Here is a 15,143-nt window from a genome sequence, read left to right as displayed (position 1 = left end):
TGCTTCGCCGCTCTTCTGTCACCCGACCTGATTCAACTCGAACACCATATCGACGCTCCTGCCGTTCCAGTTGTATTCGAGGTATGCCGCGTGATGGCAGTCGCGCAGCAGCATCGTGCGGAACGCCGCGAGGCATTCGCCAGCGCTGTCGCGCACCGACGGATACACGATGCCCGGCGCGCCCGCCGCGCGTACCGCGCGCCCGAGCGCCTGTCCGGGAAGGTAGTCGTCGGGCGACAGCACGGCGGGATCGAACTCGGGGTCGCGACGCAAGTCGACCACGCTGCCTTGTGCGACTACCGTGTAGAGACGCATCTGTTGACGCATCGGCGGCTCGGCGCTCGCCTGGAGAAACTGACCCGTGTGATAGCGTGTTTCGGCGATCGCAGTCGCGCGTGAACGCGCGCAATAGAACACGCCGTAGGTGCCGTCGGAAAAGCGGCTGCCGAGCGGATTCAGATGCGTGAGCGCGGCCATGATCGGCCCGTAGCCGGGCCCGAAACGGCGCTCCTCGCGCGGCACCAGATCGAGTTCGCCGATTTCGGTGCGCAGACGGTCGTTGGTCATCGCTTCGAGCGCGTACAGCGCGTCGAAATCCTCCGGTGATGCGACCCGATCGAACAGGTTGATGGCCGGAAAGCGCGTCGGAATCACGCGATACGCGGGCGACCAATCGAGCGCTGCGCTGGTCCAGCGGTCCTGCCATTGCGGTTGTGTCACGCCCAGCCGCCTCGCATTGCGTCGAGATACTGGCGCACGGCCACGAGATCGCTGATGTTGCCCGCCAGCATGCGGTCCAGCGCGCGTTTGCCGCCGAACGGCGGCGCGCTGTTGGGACGTTTGACCCAGGTGTCGGCAGCGCTCGGCTGCGGCAGCAGAATCTGCAGCGCCTTGTAGATGCCGAGCAGCAGCGACAGTCGCTCCAGCGTGTCGTGGCTGAGGCGCGCGGTCTCGGGCGTCGCCCTCCACTTGAAGAACGTCGAGCGGCCCGGCTTGCCGAGCAGCACGATCTGCTCGTCGGCGCTCAGGTCCCAGTCGCGCGCGATGTTGAAGAACGCACGCAGACCGGCCGCGGACATCTGCGTCAGCGTGGGTTCCGAAAGCGATCGTCGCGGCGATGCCTCGGGCGAGGAAATTCGGGCAGCGTGAGTCATTGCGGGTAAGTCCCTATGTGTACTTTTTAATGATATTAGTCCAAAAGTGGATTTTTGCAAGAGAATATAATCCCGGCTCGTTTTGGCAGTCGTCGATCAGGAGAAGCAGCAGATGCGGGTTCGAGCAGTAGCAGCGGCGCTGGCCGTGTGGTGTGTGTCGGAGGTGGCGTTGGCTGCCGGTTATGGGGAAGTGTGGAATCCGCCGGAGGCGAGCGGGCATATCGCGAGCGGACACGTTACCCGGCAGGCGCATGCGCGGAAAAAACCCGAGGCGGTGAAAGTGAAGGCGGGCGCCAAGGGCGGAATCAAGACCAAAGTTGGTGCGCATGCGCGGCAGACGGCGAGCGCCCGGCACGCGGCAACCCATGTCGCGTCGGCTGGCGCGGCCCACGGCGGCAAACTCGCGGCGCATGGGAACGGCGAGAAACATCTCGTGGCGGGCGGGAACGTGAAAGGCGGTACGAAAGTCGCGGCGTCGGGGCCGAACCGGTCGCACCCGACCGTGACCGCGCAGACCACGAAGCACGCGCAGCCACATGTGCAACTGGCGCACGCAAAGCCGGCTCGGGGCAAGGTCGTGCACGCCGATTTCGCGGCGGCTCACACCGCGCGTCCGCATGTGGACAAGGTCGCGGCGAAGCCCGCGATTTCCCGTGCGAATCTGATCAAACCGCCCGTGCGGACTTCGTCGGACGCGTCCGCAAACGTTAGCGACATCGCGCCGATGGGCTCCGTGCCCAATCCGGCGACCGCCAGCAGCGGTTCGCTGCCGCCGATCATCCACTAAGGCTGCTTCGAGCGGCGGGGTGTGGCATCGGTCGTGGCGTCACGCCGTGGCGAGGCCGTTTGCAAGCAGCCGCAGCGTTTCCGCCGAGCGGGCCTCGCGCACGCGCGAATGCAGCGTCACACGCGATTCCGGCAGCGCCGGCAGGCTGAGCCGCGCGCCGACGTCGATCAGACCGCGCGGCGCAACCCGACGCGCGAGCGGCGACACGGCGAGCCCAGCGGCCACAGCCGCGCCCACTGCCGCCACGCCACCACCCACAAACACCTCCTGCCAGGCGATCCCCGCCGCCGTCAGCGTGCGCAACGCGACGTCACGCACGTTGCACGGCGGGCTCAATAGCGCGAGCGCTAGCGGCTCACCGACTCGCGGCAGCCATGTCGGCGTCGCGAGCCAACCGAGCGGTTCGCTGAACAGCGTCTGCGCGTCATCGCGCGGTGGTTCGTCGGCGCCGTAGCGGACGATCGCCGCATCGAGCCGGCGTTCGTCGAACTGCGCGAGCAACGCCGCCGATGTGCCCATATGCAACTCGACCACGAGGCCCGGATCGTGTGCGTTGAGCCGGCCGAGCAGGTGCGGCAGATCGGAGCCCGCAACGTGCTCGCTGAGCCCGAGCACGAGCCGCCGCCGCTCCACCGACAGCGCGCCGAGCGCGCGCTCGTGCGCGTTCAGCAACTCGCGCGCGGCGCCGAGAAACGCGTGGCCGTCGGCGGACAGACGCACGACGCGCGGCGTGCGCTCCAGCAACTGCTTGCCCAGGTGCGCCTCCAGTCGCTTCAGCTTCAGGCTGACGGCCGATTGCGTGGTGTCGAGCGCGTCCGCGGCGCGCGTGAAGCTGCGCAGATCGGCGACCAGCACGAAGGCGCGCACCGCATCGAGATCGAGGACTTTCATTTCGGATGGAAATGGATGAAATAGACAAAGATATCTGTTTATTATGATTGAGCGCGCCTAAGCTGTGTTCAACCCAACACCGCAAACAAGGAGCCCATCATGCCGCTCACCCGGATCTCACTGCGCGCCGGCAAGCCGGCCGATTACCGCCAGGCGCTGAGCGCCGGCATCCAGCGCTCGCTGGTGGACACGTTCAACGTGCCGAAGGACGACATGTTCATGCTGATCACCGAGCACACGCCCGACAACATGATCTATGACCGGCAGTACCAGAATATCGAGCGCGGCGACGATCTCGTCGTGATCCAGCTGACCGTTAGCAACACGCGTTCGGTCGAGCAGAAGAAGGCGCTGTATCGGCGCATCGTCGATGAACTCGGGAAGTCGCCGGGCGTGCGGCCCGAGGATGTGTTCATCAATCTCGTCGAGGTCGAGAAGGAGAACTGGTCGTTTGGGAATGGCATTGCGCAGTACGCAAGCCGTCCCGACTAGCGCCATGCGTCATCAAAGAGCGAACCACCGACTAAGTTGCGACATTTCAACAAATATTGAAATATAACGATGAAGTGGATATAGTGTCTTTATGGACACGATCAATGCCGTACGCGCGCTCGGCGCGCTCGCTCACGAATCCCGTCTCGCGATCTTTCGCCAGCTCGTCGTTGCCGGCCCCGAAGGCATGGCGGCTGGCGAAATAGCGCAGCAGTTAGGCATTTCGCCTTCCGGCCTTTCATTCCACCTGAAAGACCTGACACACGCCGGACTGGTGAGTCCGCGACAGGAAGGGCGCTTCGTCATCTACACCGCAAACTTCGACGCGATGACGTCGCTGATCGGCTTCCTCACAGAGAACTGCTGCTCCGGTGCATCGTGCGCCGCGAGCGACCTTTCCAACTGCTGCCGAGACGAAACATGAAACGCATGCACATTCACGTGGCTGTGGACAATCTTGCCGACAGCATCCGCTTCTACAGCGCGATGTTTGGCAACGTCGAGCCGACGGTCACCAAGAGCGATTACTGCAAGTGGGAGTTGAGCGACCCCGTCGTGAACTTCACGATCTCGCAACGCGGGGCGAAACCTGGCGTCGATCACATTGGCATCCAGGTCGAAACCGATGAAGAACTGGCAGAGATGAACGCGCGCTTCGCCGCCGCTGAAGTTCCCGTGCAGCATCAGAGCGGCACGACATGCTGTTACGCGAAGTCGGACAAGGCGTGGACCGTCGATCCGCAAGGCGTGGCCTGGGAAACCTTTCTGACCCTCGAATCGGCTCCCATCTATGGGCAATCTCATACCCAGGAGGCATTGGCAGCAAACGAATCCGCGGCAGCCTGCTGCGCTCCGTCCCAGACAAGCATTTCATTTCGGAGCCGCACGTGAGCGGCAAACCGTATTCCGTACTGATTCTCTGCACCGGCAACAGCGCACGCAGCATCATGGCCGAAGCGCTGTTCAACGTGCTCGGCAAAGCACAGTTTCGCGCGTACAGCGCGGGCAGCCATCCATCCGGCGCAGTCAATCCGTTCGCGATCGAGAAATGCGCGGCACTGGGCTACGACACCGCCAGGATGCGCAGTAAGAGCTGGGACGAGTTCGCAACGCCCGACGCGCCGCAGATGGACTTCGTCATTACCGTATGCGATCAGGCCGCGGGCGAGGTCTGCCCGATCTGGCCCGGCAAGCCGATCAGCGCGCACTGGGGCTTTGAAGATCCCGCAGCCTGCCAGGGAACCGACGACGAGAAGCGCGAAGTTTTCGACAAGGTCTATCGACAGATCATGAATCGCGTGAGCCAGTTCGTGAACCTGCCGCTGCACGCGCTCAACCACGACGCAATCCGGCGCGAAATGCGTGCCATTGGCGAGCGTCCGGCAGAGGAAACCAATGAGTCGCGCTGAGGCTCGCGCAGCGCGCCCGGCTATCGGCTTCTTCGAGCGCTATCTGACGGTGTGGGTCGCGCTGTGCATAGTGGCAGGCGTGATATTCGGCCAGTTGTTGCCGGGCGCATTTCAGGCGCTCGGGCGCATGGAACTCGCGCACGTCAATCTGCCCGTCGGCGTGCTGATCTGGGTGATGATCATCCCGATGCTCATCAAGATCGACTTCTCGGCGATGAAGCAGGTCGGCAGCCAATGGCGCGGCATCGGCGTGACGCTCGCGGTCAACTGGCTCGTCAAACCGTTCTCGATGGCCGTGTTGGGCTGGGTGTTCATTCGTCACGTGTTCAGGCCGTGGCTGCCCGTCGAGCAACTCGACAGCTACCTCGCAGGTCTCATCCTGCTCGCCGCCGCGCCGTGCACGGCAATGGTCTTCGTGTGGTCGCAGCTGTGCAAGGGCGACCCGTATTTCACCCTGTCGCAGGTCGCGCTGAACGACTCGATCATGGTCGTGGCGTTCGCGCCACTCGTCGCGTTGTTGCTCGGGCTGTCCGCGATTACAGTGCCTTGGGACACACTGATCGCTTCGGTTGGCCTTTACATAGTGATCCCGGTCATCCTCGCGCAACTGCTGCGCCAACGCTTTCTTCGAAAGGGCGAAGAGCATTTCCGTAGCGTCGTTGCCCGTCTCGGTCCCTGGTCCATCTGCGCCTTGCTCGTGACGCTGGTCCTGCTGTTTGCGTTTCAGGGTCAGCAGATCGTTGAGCAGCCGCTGGTGATCGCGATGCTCGCCGTGCCAATCCTCATTCAGGTGTTTCTGAACTCGGGACTGGCCTACCTGCTCAACCGCCAGCTGGGCGTCGCACATTGCGTCGCTGGCCCGTCGAGTCTGATTGGCGCAAGCAACTTCTTCGAACTCGCCGTGGCCACGGCAATCAGCCTGTTCGGTTTTCATTCGGGTGCCGCACTGGCGACGGTGGTTGGGGTTCTGATCGAGGTCCCCGTGATGCTGCTCGTCGTGGGGGTCGTGAACCGTTCGCAAGCATGGTACGAATCAGGGCAGCCGAAAGTCGCGCCCAACTTGGGGAGAAACGGATCGTGATGAGTGATCTGCCGAACGTCAGCCCTATTCACCTCGATATACCGGACGTGGACAAGCTGGCACCCGACCACTTCAACGCATCCGCCACGCATCCTGCTGCTTTACGGGTCGCTGCGAGCAACGTCGTATAGCCGGCTGCTGACGCTCGAAGCCGAGCGCATCCTCCGTCATTTCGGAGCGCAAACGCGGGTATTCGACCCGCACGGCCTGCCGCTCGCCGATAGCGTCCCGGCAGATCATCCGAAGGTCGTCGAACTGCGCAAGCTGTCCGAGTGGTCGGAGGGGCAGATTTGGTGCAGCCCGGAACGCCACGGCAATCTCACGGCCGTATTCAAGAATCAGATCGACTGGCTATGATCGCGTGGTCGACGTGATGGAAGAGTTGTTCAAGTTCACGCTGCTCGTGCGGGACCGTTCGGACTATCTGACCGATCGATACAGCGAGCGCAAGGAGGCCGCGCCCCTGCAATTCAGCCAGCACACGACCACGAGAGCCACGGTTAATAGGGCGACCAGCAAGGCGAACGTGAGCGGATGACCCGCGGGTTGAAACCGGAAAACGACCACCCCGAGCGACACGAAATACGCGAGCAGCGTCACCCATCCTTGCCAGCGCACGGGAAGGCCCCAACCCCAGCCATAGCGTTTGGCTGGGAACCAGTATTCACGAGAGGGTGACATCGCGCGGTCTCCTGATTCGTGCGCTTGCTCATTGTCGACGATTCACGGTCGGTAAGTGCAAGCATTGCATCTTCCGCGCCGTATCACGCGGGACTATATTTCCTGGACCGGCTTCAACCCGAGTCCATCGACAGGAAACGTTCCATGCAACCCGCAAACCAGCAAAAAACCGTGCTTCTGATCGGCGCCTCGCGCGGCCTCGGCTTCGCGATGGTCGAGGAGTATCTGAAGCGCGGCTGGCGAGTCATCGCGACCGGCAGGCAAAATTCCACGACCAGGCTCCTTCAGCTTGCGACGGCGTCACATGACGCACTCGAAGTCGAAACGGTCGACATCACGATGCCCGAACAGGTCGCCGCGTTGCGGGGCCGCCTCGAAGGACGTCCGATCGACCTGCTGTTCGTCAACGCCGGCGTCAAGAACGACGATAGTGAAACGATCGCGGATGTATCGACCGACGAATTCGTGCGCGTGATGGTGACGAACGCGTTGAGTCCGATGCGGGTCGTCGAGGCGCTGCAGGATCTCGTTCGGCCGACTGGCACGATCGGCGTGATGTCGTCGGGGCAGGGCAGCGTCGCCAACAACGAGAATGGCAACTACGAGGTCTATCGCGGCAGCAAGGCCGCGCTCAACATGTTCATGCGAAGCTTTGCCGCGCGTCACCGAAGCGATACCAGAACCCTGCTGCTGATGGCGCCCGGCTGGGTGCGAACCGATATGGGCGGGCCGGACGCGCGTCTGAGCATCGACGAAAGCATCCCGAACCTGGTCAGCACGATCGACGCATACGAGGGCCGTGCCGGTTTGCATTACCTCGATTACCTCGGCAGAGTCGTGCCGTGGTGAACGGCAAGCGTAGGGGCCAGCGGCGGAAGAGCGCGTCGCTATAATGATTCGCCGCCCTACACGTACCCTCAACCACTCTCTGCCATGACCATCGACCGCCCCGATCCTCCCCGCGATGCCCTCGAACTCGGCGGCTCCGTCTGGTTTCAGGCGGGCACGCAGACGCTCGGCGGCGCGGCCCGCATCGCGCTGCTTGCGGCGATTGGCGAGACCGGCTCGATCACGAGCGCGGCGAAGGCGGTCGGCATCAGCTACAAAGGCGCGTGGGATGCCATCGACACGATGAACAACCTCGCCGGCGAGCCGCTCGTCGTGCGTCTGACCGGCGGCAAGGGCGGCGGCGGCACGACGCTGACGCCGCGCGCGATGAAGCTGATCGAGACGTTTCGCGCGGTCGAGCGCGAGCATCGGCGCTTTCTCGAACGCGCCGGCGCGGCGATTGGCGAGGGCTTCGCGACGGACTGGGACCTGATCGGCCGCATCGGCGTGAAGACGAGCGCGCGCAACCAGTTCTACGGCACGGTGTCGGCGATCGAGCGCGGCACCGTCAACGACGAAGTGTCGCTCGCGCTGCCCGGCGGCCACACGATCGTCGCCGTGCTCACGCACGAGAGCACCGAAGCCCTCGGGCTCGCGGTCGGCGTGGCGGCGTTTGCGCTGATCAAGGCGTCGTGGGTCGTTTTGCTCGTACCGGGTGATGGCGATCGCGATGCGCCGTTGAGCCTGTCGGCGCGCAATCAGTTGCGTGGCACCGTGCACAGCGTGAAGCGCGGCGCGGTGAACGCGGAAGTGTCGCTGGGGCTCGAAGGCGGCGCGGTGGTCACGGCGGTCGTCACCAATGGCAGCGTCGACATGCTCGGTTTGCAGGAAGGCGCGAGCGCGGTCGCGGTGTTCAAGGCGTCGAGCGTGATACTTGGCGTGAAGGATTGAGGTTGCCGGGGCGTAACGGAAGCGCAATGCCACCCGCTCAACGAGGCGACGCCTCGCTGCGCGCATATCCTGCGAACGGATGATCCTCGCGCACGTGGCCGTCGCTGACCTGCACGACCTGATCGCCGAATGCGGCGACGTCGTCCGGATCGTGCGTGATCAGCACCATCGGAATATCGAGCCGCGTTTGCAGGTCCGATAGCTCGCGTCGCATGCGCTGGCGCAACTCACTATCCAGTGCGGAAAACGGCTCGTCGAGCAACAGCAGGCGCGGCTGCGAAACCAGCGCGCGCGCGAGCGCCACACGCTGCTTCTGCCCGCCCGACAGCTGCGCCGGGTGATTGCCCGCCAAGCCCCTCAATTCGAGCGCATCGAGCCAGTAATCGACCTGCGCATGCGCGCCGCGCGCACGCGGATTGAGCCAGCCCCGGTGCAGCCCGAAGCCGATGTTCTGCCGCACGTTCAGATGCGGAAACAGCGCGTAGTCCTGAAACAGATACGCGATCTTGCGCGCCTGCGGCTTCTGATCGATGCCGACCGCGCTATCGAACAAGGTGGTGCCGTGCAGCGTGATGGTCCCTTCATCGGGACGCAGCAAGCCGGCGATCGCCTGCAAGGTCAGGCTCTTGCCCGCGCCCGACGGCCCGAACAGCACGAGCCGCTGCGTGCTCGCGCTGAACGCGACGTCGAGCGTGAAGCGCCGCTCGGCGGTCTCGAAGGTCTTGCGGATGGCGACGTTGAGCGGCATGTCAGCGGGCTCTCAGAAGCGTGTGCTGCGGCACGAGACGCCCCGCGAGCAGCAGGATCGTCACGCACGCGACCGATGTCACGAGCACGAGGAAGTTGGCGGTGCTGTCGTCGCCGGCCTGCACCGCCGAATAGACCGCGACCGACAGTGTCTGCGTGCGGCCTGGCAGATTGCCCGCGATCATCAGCGTCGCGCCGAATTCGCCGAGCGCGCGCGCGAACGCGAGCAGGCCGCCCGCGAGGATCCCGCGCGCGGCGAGCGGCAGCGTCACGCGGAAAAACACCGCGGCTTCGCTGACGCCGAGCGTGCGCGCCGCGCGCTCCAACTGCGGATCGACGCCCTCAAAGGCGGCGCGCGCGGACTTCAGCACGAGCGGAAACGCGACCACCGTCGACGCGATCACCGCGCCCTGCCACGTGAAGACGAGCTGGATGTCGAAGCGGTCGAGCCACGCGCCGATCACGCCGCGTCGGCCGAGCAGCACGAGCAGGTAATAGCCGAGCACGGTGGGCGGCAGCACGAGCGGCAGCATCAGCAGCGAATCGATCACGTCGCGCGCGCCGGAGCGCCAGCGCGACAGGCCGAACGCGGCCGCGACGCCGAGCACGAGAGTGAGCGCGGTGGCCCAGCCTGCGACCTTCAGCGATAGCAGCAGCGGAACCCAGGCCTGTTGCATGAGCGTGTGCTCTCCCCGTGAATCAATGCGCCGGCCTGAAGCCGTACTTCGCGAGCACCGCCTGGCCGGCCGGCGACAGCACGAAGTCGATGAAGGCTTGCGCGTCGGCCGCGTGATGGCTGCCTTCGACCTGCGCGATCGGATAGCTGATCGGCGTTTGCGTCGGCAGGTGCAGCGCGACCTTGACCTTGTCGGGCATGATCGCGGCATCGGTGCCGAACACGAAGCCGGCGTCGACTTCGCCGCGCGCGACGTAATCAAGGCTCTGACGCACGTTCGACGCGAGCACCGCCTTCGCGCTGACCGCGTCCCACACGCCGGCGGCCTGAAGCGCGCCCTGCGTGTAGCGGCCAACCGGCACCGAAGCCGGATCGCCGAACGCGACTCGCTTGACGTTCGCGGTCGTCAGCGCGTTGAGGTTGGCGGGCGCGAAATGACTGTCGGCTGGCACGATCAGCACCAGTGAGTTGGCGGCGAAGTTGCGCCGCGTCGACGGCACGATCACCTTTTCGGCGGCGGCCTTGTCCATTGCCTTCTGATCCGCGGACGCGAATACGTCGGCGGGCGCGCCTTTGACGATCTGTTGCATCAGCACGTCGGACGCGCCGAAGTTCAACAGAACCTTGGTGCCCGGATGCTGTTGCTCGAACGCGTCGCCGACCGCCTTGAACGCATTGGTCAGGCTGGCGGCGGCCGAGACCACCAGTTCATCGGCGTGGGCATTGACGCTGACCACGACGGCGACGGCGGCTGCGACGCACAGCGCGTACTGCTTCAGATGGCAAGAGAGTGTCATGAAGGACCTGGAGTCTGACGTGAACGGGAAGCAGTGGCTTAAAAACGCTATCGTAATATATGCGCGGTTATAGCGGTGCGCGAAACGGTCGATTCGGCGCAGCGCTTCACGTATGGCGTGAAGCGCGAGGGAATTGCTACGAAACTGTAAAAGGAAGCTTGAAAACGCGGCGGAAGGGCCGGCGCAGCGTGCTCAGATGTCCGACGCGCGCATCGGCTCGAGCGTATTGCGCGTTTGCGACAGCGGCGCGGCCGACGGTCGAATGTCGCGCGGGGACAGCCATTTCGCTCGAATGAACGGCCGGTCGTGGCCGGACACCTTCAATGCGATATGCGTGACCCAGCGCTGCGTGGGCACGTGCACGCCGTGCATCAGGATTGCCAGCACCATCAGGCTGACGGTGACCGGGAGCGCCGACAGCCGGCCCGGCTCCGCATTCCACGCGATGCGCACGAACACGAGCGCGGTGAGCGCGCCGACGAGGCAGCCAGTCACGGCTTCGGACGGCGAATGCGCGCTCAGCACCACGCGCGACAAGCCCACCGCCAGGCCGGCGGCAAGCCCCCCGAGCACGCCGAGCAGCCGGACGGCGCGGCGCGCGGGCAATAGCATCAAAAACAGCGCGACCGGATAGACGGCCGTGGACAGCATGGAGTGACCGCTGACGCCGGTGAAATCGAGCTCGCGCACGCCGACGCCCCAGCCGAGGAAGGCGAGCTTGGTCAAGGTCACGACGCCGATCGCCGTACCGAGTAGCGCGAGCCAGCAGGCCGCGAGCCGCCACGAGTAGCCGACCGCCAACCACAGCGCGATGGCGAGCGCGAGCGGCAGCGTCAAGCCGGCGCCGCCGAGGCTGGTGATCGAATACCACAGGTGGATCGGTAAATCGGGCATGGCGGGAGCGCGACGCGGGTCGCGTGAAATCGGGTTGGTGGAAATCGGCGCGCGGCCGGCGCGAAACGCCGATGCGGCCCGGATCGACACGTCGGGAGATCAACCGCCAGTATAGTCGGGTGTCGCGCGACGGTCTTGCGGCGCACAGCGCTTCTGCACGCCGAATGTGGGCTGCCGAACGGCTATCGACGTGGTTTGACGACAGGGCCCCGGCAAGGTTCGCGACGATCGAAATGGGGCACGAAGAGCGGCGCTGTGTTCAGCACCGCAGGAAAAATGATGTTATTGTGCATTGCACAACTTCATCTGATCCGCAGTTTTGGGGTCCGCATTTGTCCCTTTTGCGAGGTTATCGCCGATGGCAAAAAGCCTGTCGAAAATCTGGCTGCGTGGTTTCAAGCGCCTGCTCGCGATCCAAACCGAACACGCGCAAAAAACCGCCAAGCGAGCGCAGGCGCGACCGGTTCGCGCCGCCACCACCAAACCGTCGAGCAAGGCTCATCCACTGAAGCCGGCTGCCGCGCTACGCACGCCGATGAAACGCGAAGCGCCGCGCGAGTCGCGCGTGCGTCCACGCGCGGCAGCGTGGGCGAGCGGCGCGTGGACGCGCTCGTTCCATTCCGCGCCGGCCGCGCCGGGCCGGCTGGTCAATCACCTGCAGTACGGGCTCTATATCCCGTCCGGGCACGCGCACGAGGCGATGCCGCTGGTCGTGATGCTGCATGGCTGCACGCAGTCGATCGACGAATTCGCCGAGGGTACGCGCATGAACCTGCTCGCCGACCGCCACGGCTTCGCGGTCGTGTATCCGGAGCAGTCGAAGCACGCGCACTCGCACCGCTGCTGGCATTGGTACGATGCCGGCGATAACGCGGGCGGCGCGGAAGCGCGCGCGGTCGTGTCGCTGGTGGATTCGCTGGTCGAGCAGCACGGCTTTGACCGCGCGCGTGTCTACGTGGCGGGGATTTCGGCGGGCGCGGGGCTGACCGCGCTATTGGCCGTCAAGTACCCCGGGCATTTCGCCGCGGTCGCGCTGCATTCCGGCCCCGCTTTCGGCGAGGCGCGCTCCGGCATTACCGCGATGGACGTGATGCGGCGCGGCGCGCGTCGCGAGCCGGCGGAACTCGTCGACGAAACCACGAACGTCGCCCAATACCCGGGCATGCCGGCATTGATCGTCCACGGCGATGCCGACCATGTGGTGGCGCCGGTCAACGCGGACCAGTTGGCGACACAGTTTCTGCGTCTGAACCGCCTCATTGACGCAAACGGCGCGCGCAAAGCCGGCGAGACGCGCGAGGACCGCAAAAATGGCGTCGTGATGCGCGACTATCTGCGCGGCGGGCGGCGCGTGGTACGGCTTTGTCGTGTGCAGGGGCTGGGTCACGCATGGGCCGGCGGCGACGATGCGCTGCCCTTCCATTCGTCCAAGGGCCCGGACGCGAGCGCCATGCTGTGGGAGTTTTTCCGGCATCAGCGTCGCACGGACGCGGGCCGCATCGCGGAAGGATTGGCGGCATCATCGGTCGGGCGGTGACGTCCGAGCAACACCTCGAAAATGAGCAGTGGCATGAAATCAGGGTTTTCCCTATAATACGGGTTATCCCTTAGGCGTAACCGCCTAGCTATCATTGCCGAGGTGAACCATGTATCTGATCAGCCGCCTGTTCCTGTTTCTGACCAAATCGCCGGACCAGCTCGCGAAGGAGCGCGCTGACGCCTATCTCGCTGAAGCGACCGATCTCTACGATCTCGAATTCCGCATGCGCAAGCTCGATCAAGAGACGAACGCGCGTCCGTCGTGGATGAGCCAGCACTACGGCTAAGCCGACTGCCTGTAATCGGCATCAGGCCGTCAGCAATCGGAACATCGGCGCGTGGTGAGGCGCTGGTGTTTGGGGTTGGCCATCAAAGCTAGTGCCCGTAACGCGAACTCCCCTTTACTCATCGCGCGGCCTTCGCGCCCGCTTGGTAGACTTCACTCAAGCAGCCGGATTCAGCTGCCACAACGCGTAGTTCAAAAGCGCGGCGTACGCGACCCACACGACATACGGCACGAGCAGAATGCCCGCGAGGCGATCGCGCCGCCAGAACACATACGTCAGCATCACGATCAGTAGCAGCAGAATCAGGATGTCGATCAGCGCCGTCTCCGGCCGATGCAGGCCGAAAAACAGCCACATCCACGCGGCGTTGAACACCAGCTGCACGACCCACAGTACGATCGCCGCGGTCAGGCCGTCGCGCTTCCACACGCGCCACGCGGAAAACGCCATCAGCACGTAAAGTACGGTCCAGACCGGTGGGAAAACCCAGTTCGGCGGATTGAACACAGGCTTTTGCACGCCCGTGTACCACGCGTCCGGCAGAGACAGACTCGCGGCCCAGCCGGCCGCCAGCGTCAGGATCAAAAACACGAGCAGCGACGGTAGACGGCGCATCTTCGCCCCCTTCAGACCTTCTTATTCAGTAATGTGAGCAGGCACTCACTTTCCGTATCAGGCCAGTGTGCGCTCGCGGGCCTGTGCCTGGTCGACGATCCGTTCGGCATAATTCCCGCCCCGTACCATGCACCGAATTCCGCGAGCCGCTCCGCGCCGGCCAGCCACCGCGCGTGAATCCATTTTGCCGGCAAGTTCGCGAGCTGCGGTAGATATCGTTTGATAAAGCGCCCGTCGGGATCGAATTTTTCGGATCGCGTGAGCGGATTGAAAATACGGGAGTAAGGTTGCGCGCCGTAGCCGGTCGAGGCGGCCCACTGCCAGCCGCCGTTGTTCGCCGAGAAATCGAAGTCGTTCAGCAAATCGGCGAAGTATCGCTCGCCGAGCCGGCAGTCGATGCCGAGATCCTTCGCGAGGAAGCTTGCCGTGGCCATCCGCAGACGGTTGTGCATATAGCCGGTCTGGTTCAACTGCAGCATCGCGGCATCGACGAGCGGATAGCCGGTGCGGCCGTCGCACCAGGCGGCGAACGCTGCAGGCGGCGGGCGCGTGTCATCGGGAGAGGCAGTCGGGCTGAAGGTGGTCGAGGACCGGCTACGCAGGATGCGTGCCGTGCGCGCGAAAACAATCAGCGCCCGGCCCTATTGTGCAGGGTGCGGGCGCTGCTCGCGACGGCGCAGGGTAATGCGCCGTGAGCGGTTCTTCTTGAGCATTGCTGATCGGCGCAACGGCCGGCCTGACCTCAAGCGACGTGCAGACGAACCGCGACGTTGTTACGCGTAGCGTTCGAGTACGGGCAGACCTGGTGCGCTGCATCCACCAGTTCCCTGGCAGCGTCCGCAGCCAGACCCGGCAGAGTGATACGCAGGTCGATGTCGAGCGCGAAGCCGCCCTTGTCGTTCGGACCGATGCCGACGTCGGCGGAAACCTGCGCGTCGGCCGGCAGGGCCTGTTTGCGCTGGCCGGCGACAAACTTCATGGCGCTCAGGAAACAGGCCGAGTAGCCGGCTGCAAACAGCTGTTCGGGATTCGTGCCTGCTGCGCCATTTCCGCCGAGTTCACGCGGTGCCGCCAGCTTCACGTCCAATGCATCGTCCGACGATACGGCGCGGCCGTCGCGGCCGCCGGTGCTCGTTGCGCTTGCCTTGTAGAGGATGTTCATGGTGCGGTTCCTAGTCTGGGGTGTCAGGGTTGGCTTGTTTGCCGCTGGCTGCCGGTTCGCCGGTCTGGCGAAGCGCTAGCGAAGCGCTAGCGAAGCGCTAGCGAAGCGACAGATGACCAAGATAGTACACAAATAATTTGTGTGCAAATGAA

At 64.5% G+C, this 15,143-nt stretch carries 20 protein-coding genes and 2 pseudogenes; 11 read left to right on the top strand and 11 right to left on the bottom strand.

The window, feature by feature from the left end:
* Positions 1 to 18: 18 nt before the first annotated feature.
* The gene (locus OKW26_RS03125; RefSeq protein WP_184057507.1) at positions 19 to 720 is read right to left on the bottom strand and encodes an RES family NAD+ phosphorylase; all 702 of its coding nucleotides are present in this window, start codon (positions 718 to 720) and stop codon (positions 19 to 21) included.
* The gene (locus OKW26_RS03120; RefSeq protein ID WP_018424156.1) at positions 717 to 1,079 is read right to left on the bottom strand and encodes an MbcA/ParS/Xre antitoxin family protein; all 363 of its coding nucleotides are present in this window, start codon (positions 1,077 to 1,079) and stop codon (positions 717 to 719) included. The genes OKW26_RS03125 and OKW26_RS03120 overlap by 4 nt, the downstream gene beginning before the upstream one ends.
* 187 nt (positions 1,080 to 1,266) lie before the next feature.
* On the opposite strand from OKW26_RS03120, the gene OKW26_RS03115 reads away from it, so the two are divergent.
* On the top strand, positions 1,267 to 1,941 hold the full coding sequence (locus OKW26_RS03115) for a hypothetical protein (protein WP_429352649.1): 675 nt from the start codon (positions 1,267 to 1,269) through the stop codon (positions 1,939 to 1,941).
* 39 nt (positions 1,942 to 1,980) lie between these two features.
* On the opposite strand, the gene OKW26_RS03110 is transcribed toward OKW26_RS03115, so the two are convergent.
* A complete protein-coding gene (locus OKW26_RS03110) occupies positions 1,981 to 2,832 on the bottom strand; it encodes a LysR family transcriptional regulator (RefSeq protein ID WP_429352648.1) in 852 nt (283 codons plus the stop codon).
* Between the two features lie 99 nt (positions 2,833 to 2,931).
* On the opposite strand from OKW26_RS03110, the gene OKW26_RS03105 reads away from it, so the two are divergent.
* From OKW26_RS03105 to OKW26_RS03080, 6 genes and pseudogenes are all read left to right on the top strand, one after another.
* Positions 2,932 to 3,324, top strand: a complete 393-nt coding sequence (locus OKW26_RS03105; RefSeq protein ID WP_184057500.1) for a tautomerase family protein — start codon at positions 2,932 to 2,934, stop codon at positions 3,322 to 3,324.
* 91 nt (positions 3,325 to 3,415) lie between these two features.
* A complete protein-coding gene (locus tag OKW26_RS03100) occupies positions 3,416 to 3,748 on the top strand; it encodes an ArsR/SmtB family transcription factor (protein WP_018424160.1) in 333 nt (110 codons plus the stop codon).
* Complete coding sequence (locus OKW26_RS03095; protein ID WP_429352647.1) at positions 3,745 to 4,215, top strand: ArsI/CadI family heavy metal resistance metalloenzyme; 471 nt, start codon at positions 3,745 to 3,747, stop codon at positions 4,213 to 4,215. The genes OKW26_RS03100 and OKW26_RS03095 overlap by 4 nt, the downstream gene beginning before the upstream one ends.
* The gene (locus OKW26_RS03090) at positions 4,212 to 4,733 is read left to right on the top strand and encodes an arsenate reductase ArsC (RefSeq protein ID WP_429352646.1); all 522 of its coding nucleotides are present in this window, start codon (positions 4,212 to 4,214) and stop codon (positions 4,731 to 4,733) included. The genes OKW26_RS03095 and OKW26_RS03090 overlap by 4 nt, the downstream gene beginning before the upstream one ends.
* Positions 4,720 to 5,814, top strand: coding sequence for an ACR3 family arsenite efflux transporter (gene arsB / locus OKW26_RS03085; RefSeq protein ID WP_429352645.1), 1,095 nt, complete (start codon positions 4,720 to 4,722; stop codon positions 5,812 to 5,814). The genes OKW26_RS03090 and arsB overlap by 14 nt, the downstream gene beginning before the upstream one ends.
* Positions 5,811 to 6,352: pseudogene (locus OKW26_RS03080) on the top strand (NAD(P)H-dependent oxidoreductase). Before arsB ends, OKW26_RS03080 begins: the two are co-directional and overlap by 4 nt.
* Here OKW26_RS03080 and OKW26_RS03075 read toward each other — a convergent pair.
* The gene (locus tag OKW26_RS03075; protein ID WP_184057490.1) at positions 6,235 to 6,495 is read right to left on the bottom strand and encodes a hypothetical protein; all 261 of its coding nucleotides are present in this window, start codon (positions 6,493 to 6,495) and stop codon (positions 6,235 to 6,237) included. The pseudogene OKW26_RS03080 and the gene OKW26_RS03075 overlap by 118 nt on opposite strands.
* Positions 6,496 to 6,639: 144 nt before the next feature.
* On the opposite strand from OKW26_RS03075, the gene OKW26_RS03070 reads away from it, so the two are divergent.
* Both OKW26_RS03070 and OKW26_RS03065 read left to right on the top strand, forming a co-directional pair.
* Positions 6,640 to 7,344, top strand: a complete 705-nt coding sequence (locus OKW26_RS03070) for an SDR family NAD(P)-dependent oxidoreductase (protein ID WP_184036122.1) — start codon at positions 6,640 to 6,642, stop codon at positions 7,342 to 7,344.
* An 84-nt stretch (positions 7,345 to 7,428) separates the two neighbouring features.
* Positions 7,429 to 8,274 (top strand): TOBE domain-containing protein, encoded by an 846-nt coding sequence (locus tag OKW26_RS03065; RefSeq protein ID WP_429352644.1) that lies wholly within the window; start codon positions 7,429 to 7,431, stop codon positions 8,272 to 8,274.
* Positions 8,275 to 8,311: 37 nt separating this feature from the next.
* Here the strand turns inward: OKW26_RS03065 and OKW26_RS03060 are convergent, their stop codons facing one another.
* The 4 genes from OKW26_RS03060 to OKW26_RS03045 all read right to left on the bottom strand — a co-directional run bounded on the left by OKW26_RS03060 (position 8,312) and on the right by OKW26_RS03045 (position 11,388).
* Positions 8,312 to 9,022 (bottom strand): sulfate/molybdate ABC transporter ATP-binding protein, encoded by a 711-nt coding sequence (locus OKW26_RS03060; protein ID WP_429352643.1) that lies wholly within the window; start codon positions 9,020 to 9,022, stop codon positions 8,312 to 8,314.
* A 1-nt stretch (position 9,023) separates the two neighbouring features.
* Positions 9,024 to 9,698: a molybdate ABC transporter permease subunit gene (gene modB, locus OKW26_RS03055; protein ID WP_184036157.1), complete on the bottom strand. Its 675-nt coding sequence runs from the start codon at positions 9,696 to 9,698 to the stop codon at positions 9,024 to 9,026.
* Between the two features lie 22 nt (positions 9,699 to 9,720).
* A complete protein-coding gene (gene modA / locus OKW26_RS03050) occupies positions 9,721 to 10,494 on the bottom strand; it encodes a molybdate ABC transporter substrate-binding protein (protein ID WP_429352642.1) in 774 nt (257 codons plus the stop codon).
* A 192-nt stretch (positions 10,495 to 10,686) separates the two neighbouring features.
* Positions 10,687 to 11,388, bottom strand: a complete 702-nt coding sequence (locus OKW26_RS03045; protein ID WP_429352641.1) for a phosphatase PAP2 family protein — start codon at positions 11,386 to 11,388, stop codon at positions 10,687 to 10,689.
* A gap of 358 nt (positions 11,389 to 11,746) precedes the next feature.
* On the opposite strand from OKW26_RS03045, the gene OKW26_RS03040 reads away from it, so the two are divergent.
* A complete protein-coding gene (locus OKW26_RS03040) occupies positions 11,747 to 12,925 on the top strand; it encodes an extracellular catalytic domain type 1 short-chain-length polyhydroxyalkanoate depolymerase (RefSeq protein WP_184057479.1) in 1,179 nt (392 codons plus the stop codon).
* Between the two features lie 109 nt (positions 12,926 to 13,034).
* A complete protein-coding gene (locus OKW26_RS03035) occupies positions 13,035 to 13,214 on the top strand; it encodes a DUF3563 family protein (protein ID WP_090808381.1) in 180 nt (59 codons plus the stop codon).
* A 156-nt stretch (positions 13,215 to 13,370) separates the two neighbouring features.
* Here OKW26_RS03035 and OKW26_RS03030 read toward each other — a convergent pair whose 3' ends face one another.
* The 3 genes and pseudogenes from OKW26_RS03030 to OKW26_RS03020 all read right to left on the bottom strand — a co-directional run bounded on the left by OKW26_RS03030 (position 13,371) and on the right by OKW26_RS03020 (position 14,991).
* Positions 13,371 to 13,829, bottom strand: a complete 459-nt coding sequence (locus OKW26_RS03030; protein ID WP_429352640.1) for a TspO/MBR family protein — start codon at positions 13,827 to 13,829, stop codon at positions 13,371 to 13,373.
* A 57-nt stretch (positions 13,830 to 13,886) separates the two neighbouring features.
* Positions 13,887 to 14,362, bottom strand: a pseudogene (locus OKW26_RS03025) (FAD-binding domain-containing protein); the annotation flags it as partial.
* A 209-nt stretch (positions 14,363 to 14,571) separates the two neighbouring features.
* Positions 14,572 to 14,991 carry an organic hydroperoxide resistance protein gene (locus tag OKW26_RS03020; RefSeq protein WP_184057477.1) on the bottom strand — a complete coding sequence of 140 codons (420 nt, stop codon included), beginning with the start codon at positions 14,989 to 14,991 and terminating at the stop codon, positions 14,572 to 14,574.
* Positions 14,992 to 15,143 lie beyond the last annotated feature (152 nt).

This window comes from Paraburkholderia sp. 32, assembly GCF_050435345.1.
In the GTDB taxonomy this organism is placed as follows: Bacteria; Pseudomonadota; Gammaproteobacteria; order Burkholderiales; family Burkholderiaceae; genus Paraburkholderia; species Paraburkholderia tuberum.
This window is presented reverse-complemented; position numbering and strand designations above follow the sequence as displayed.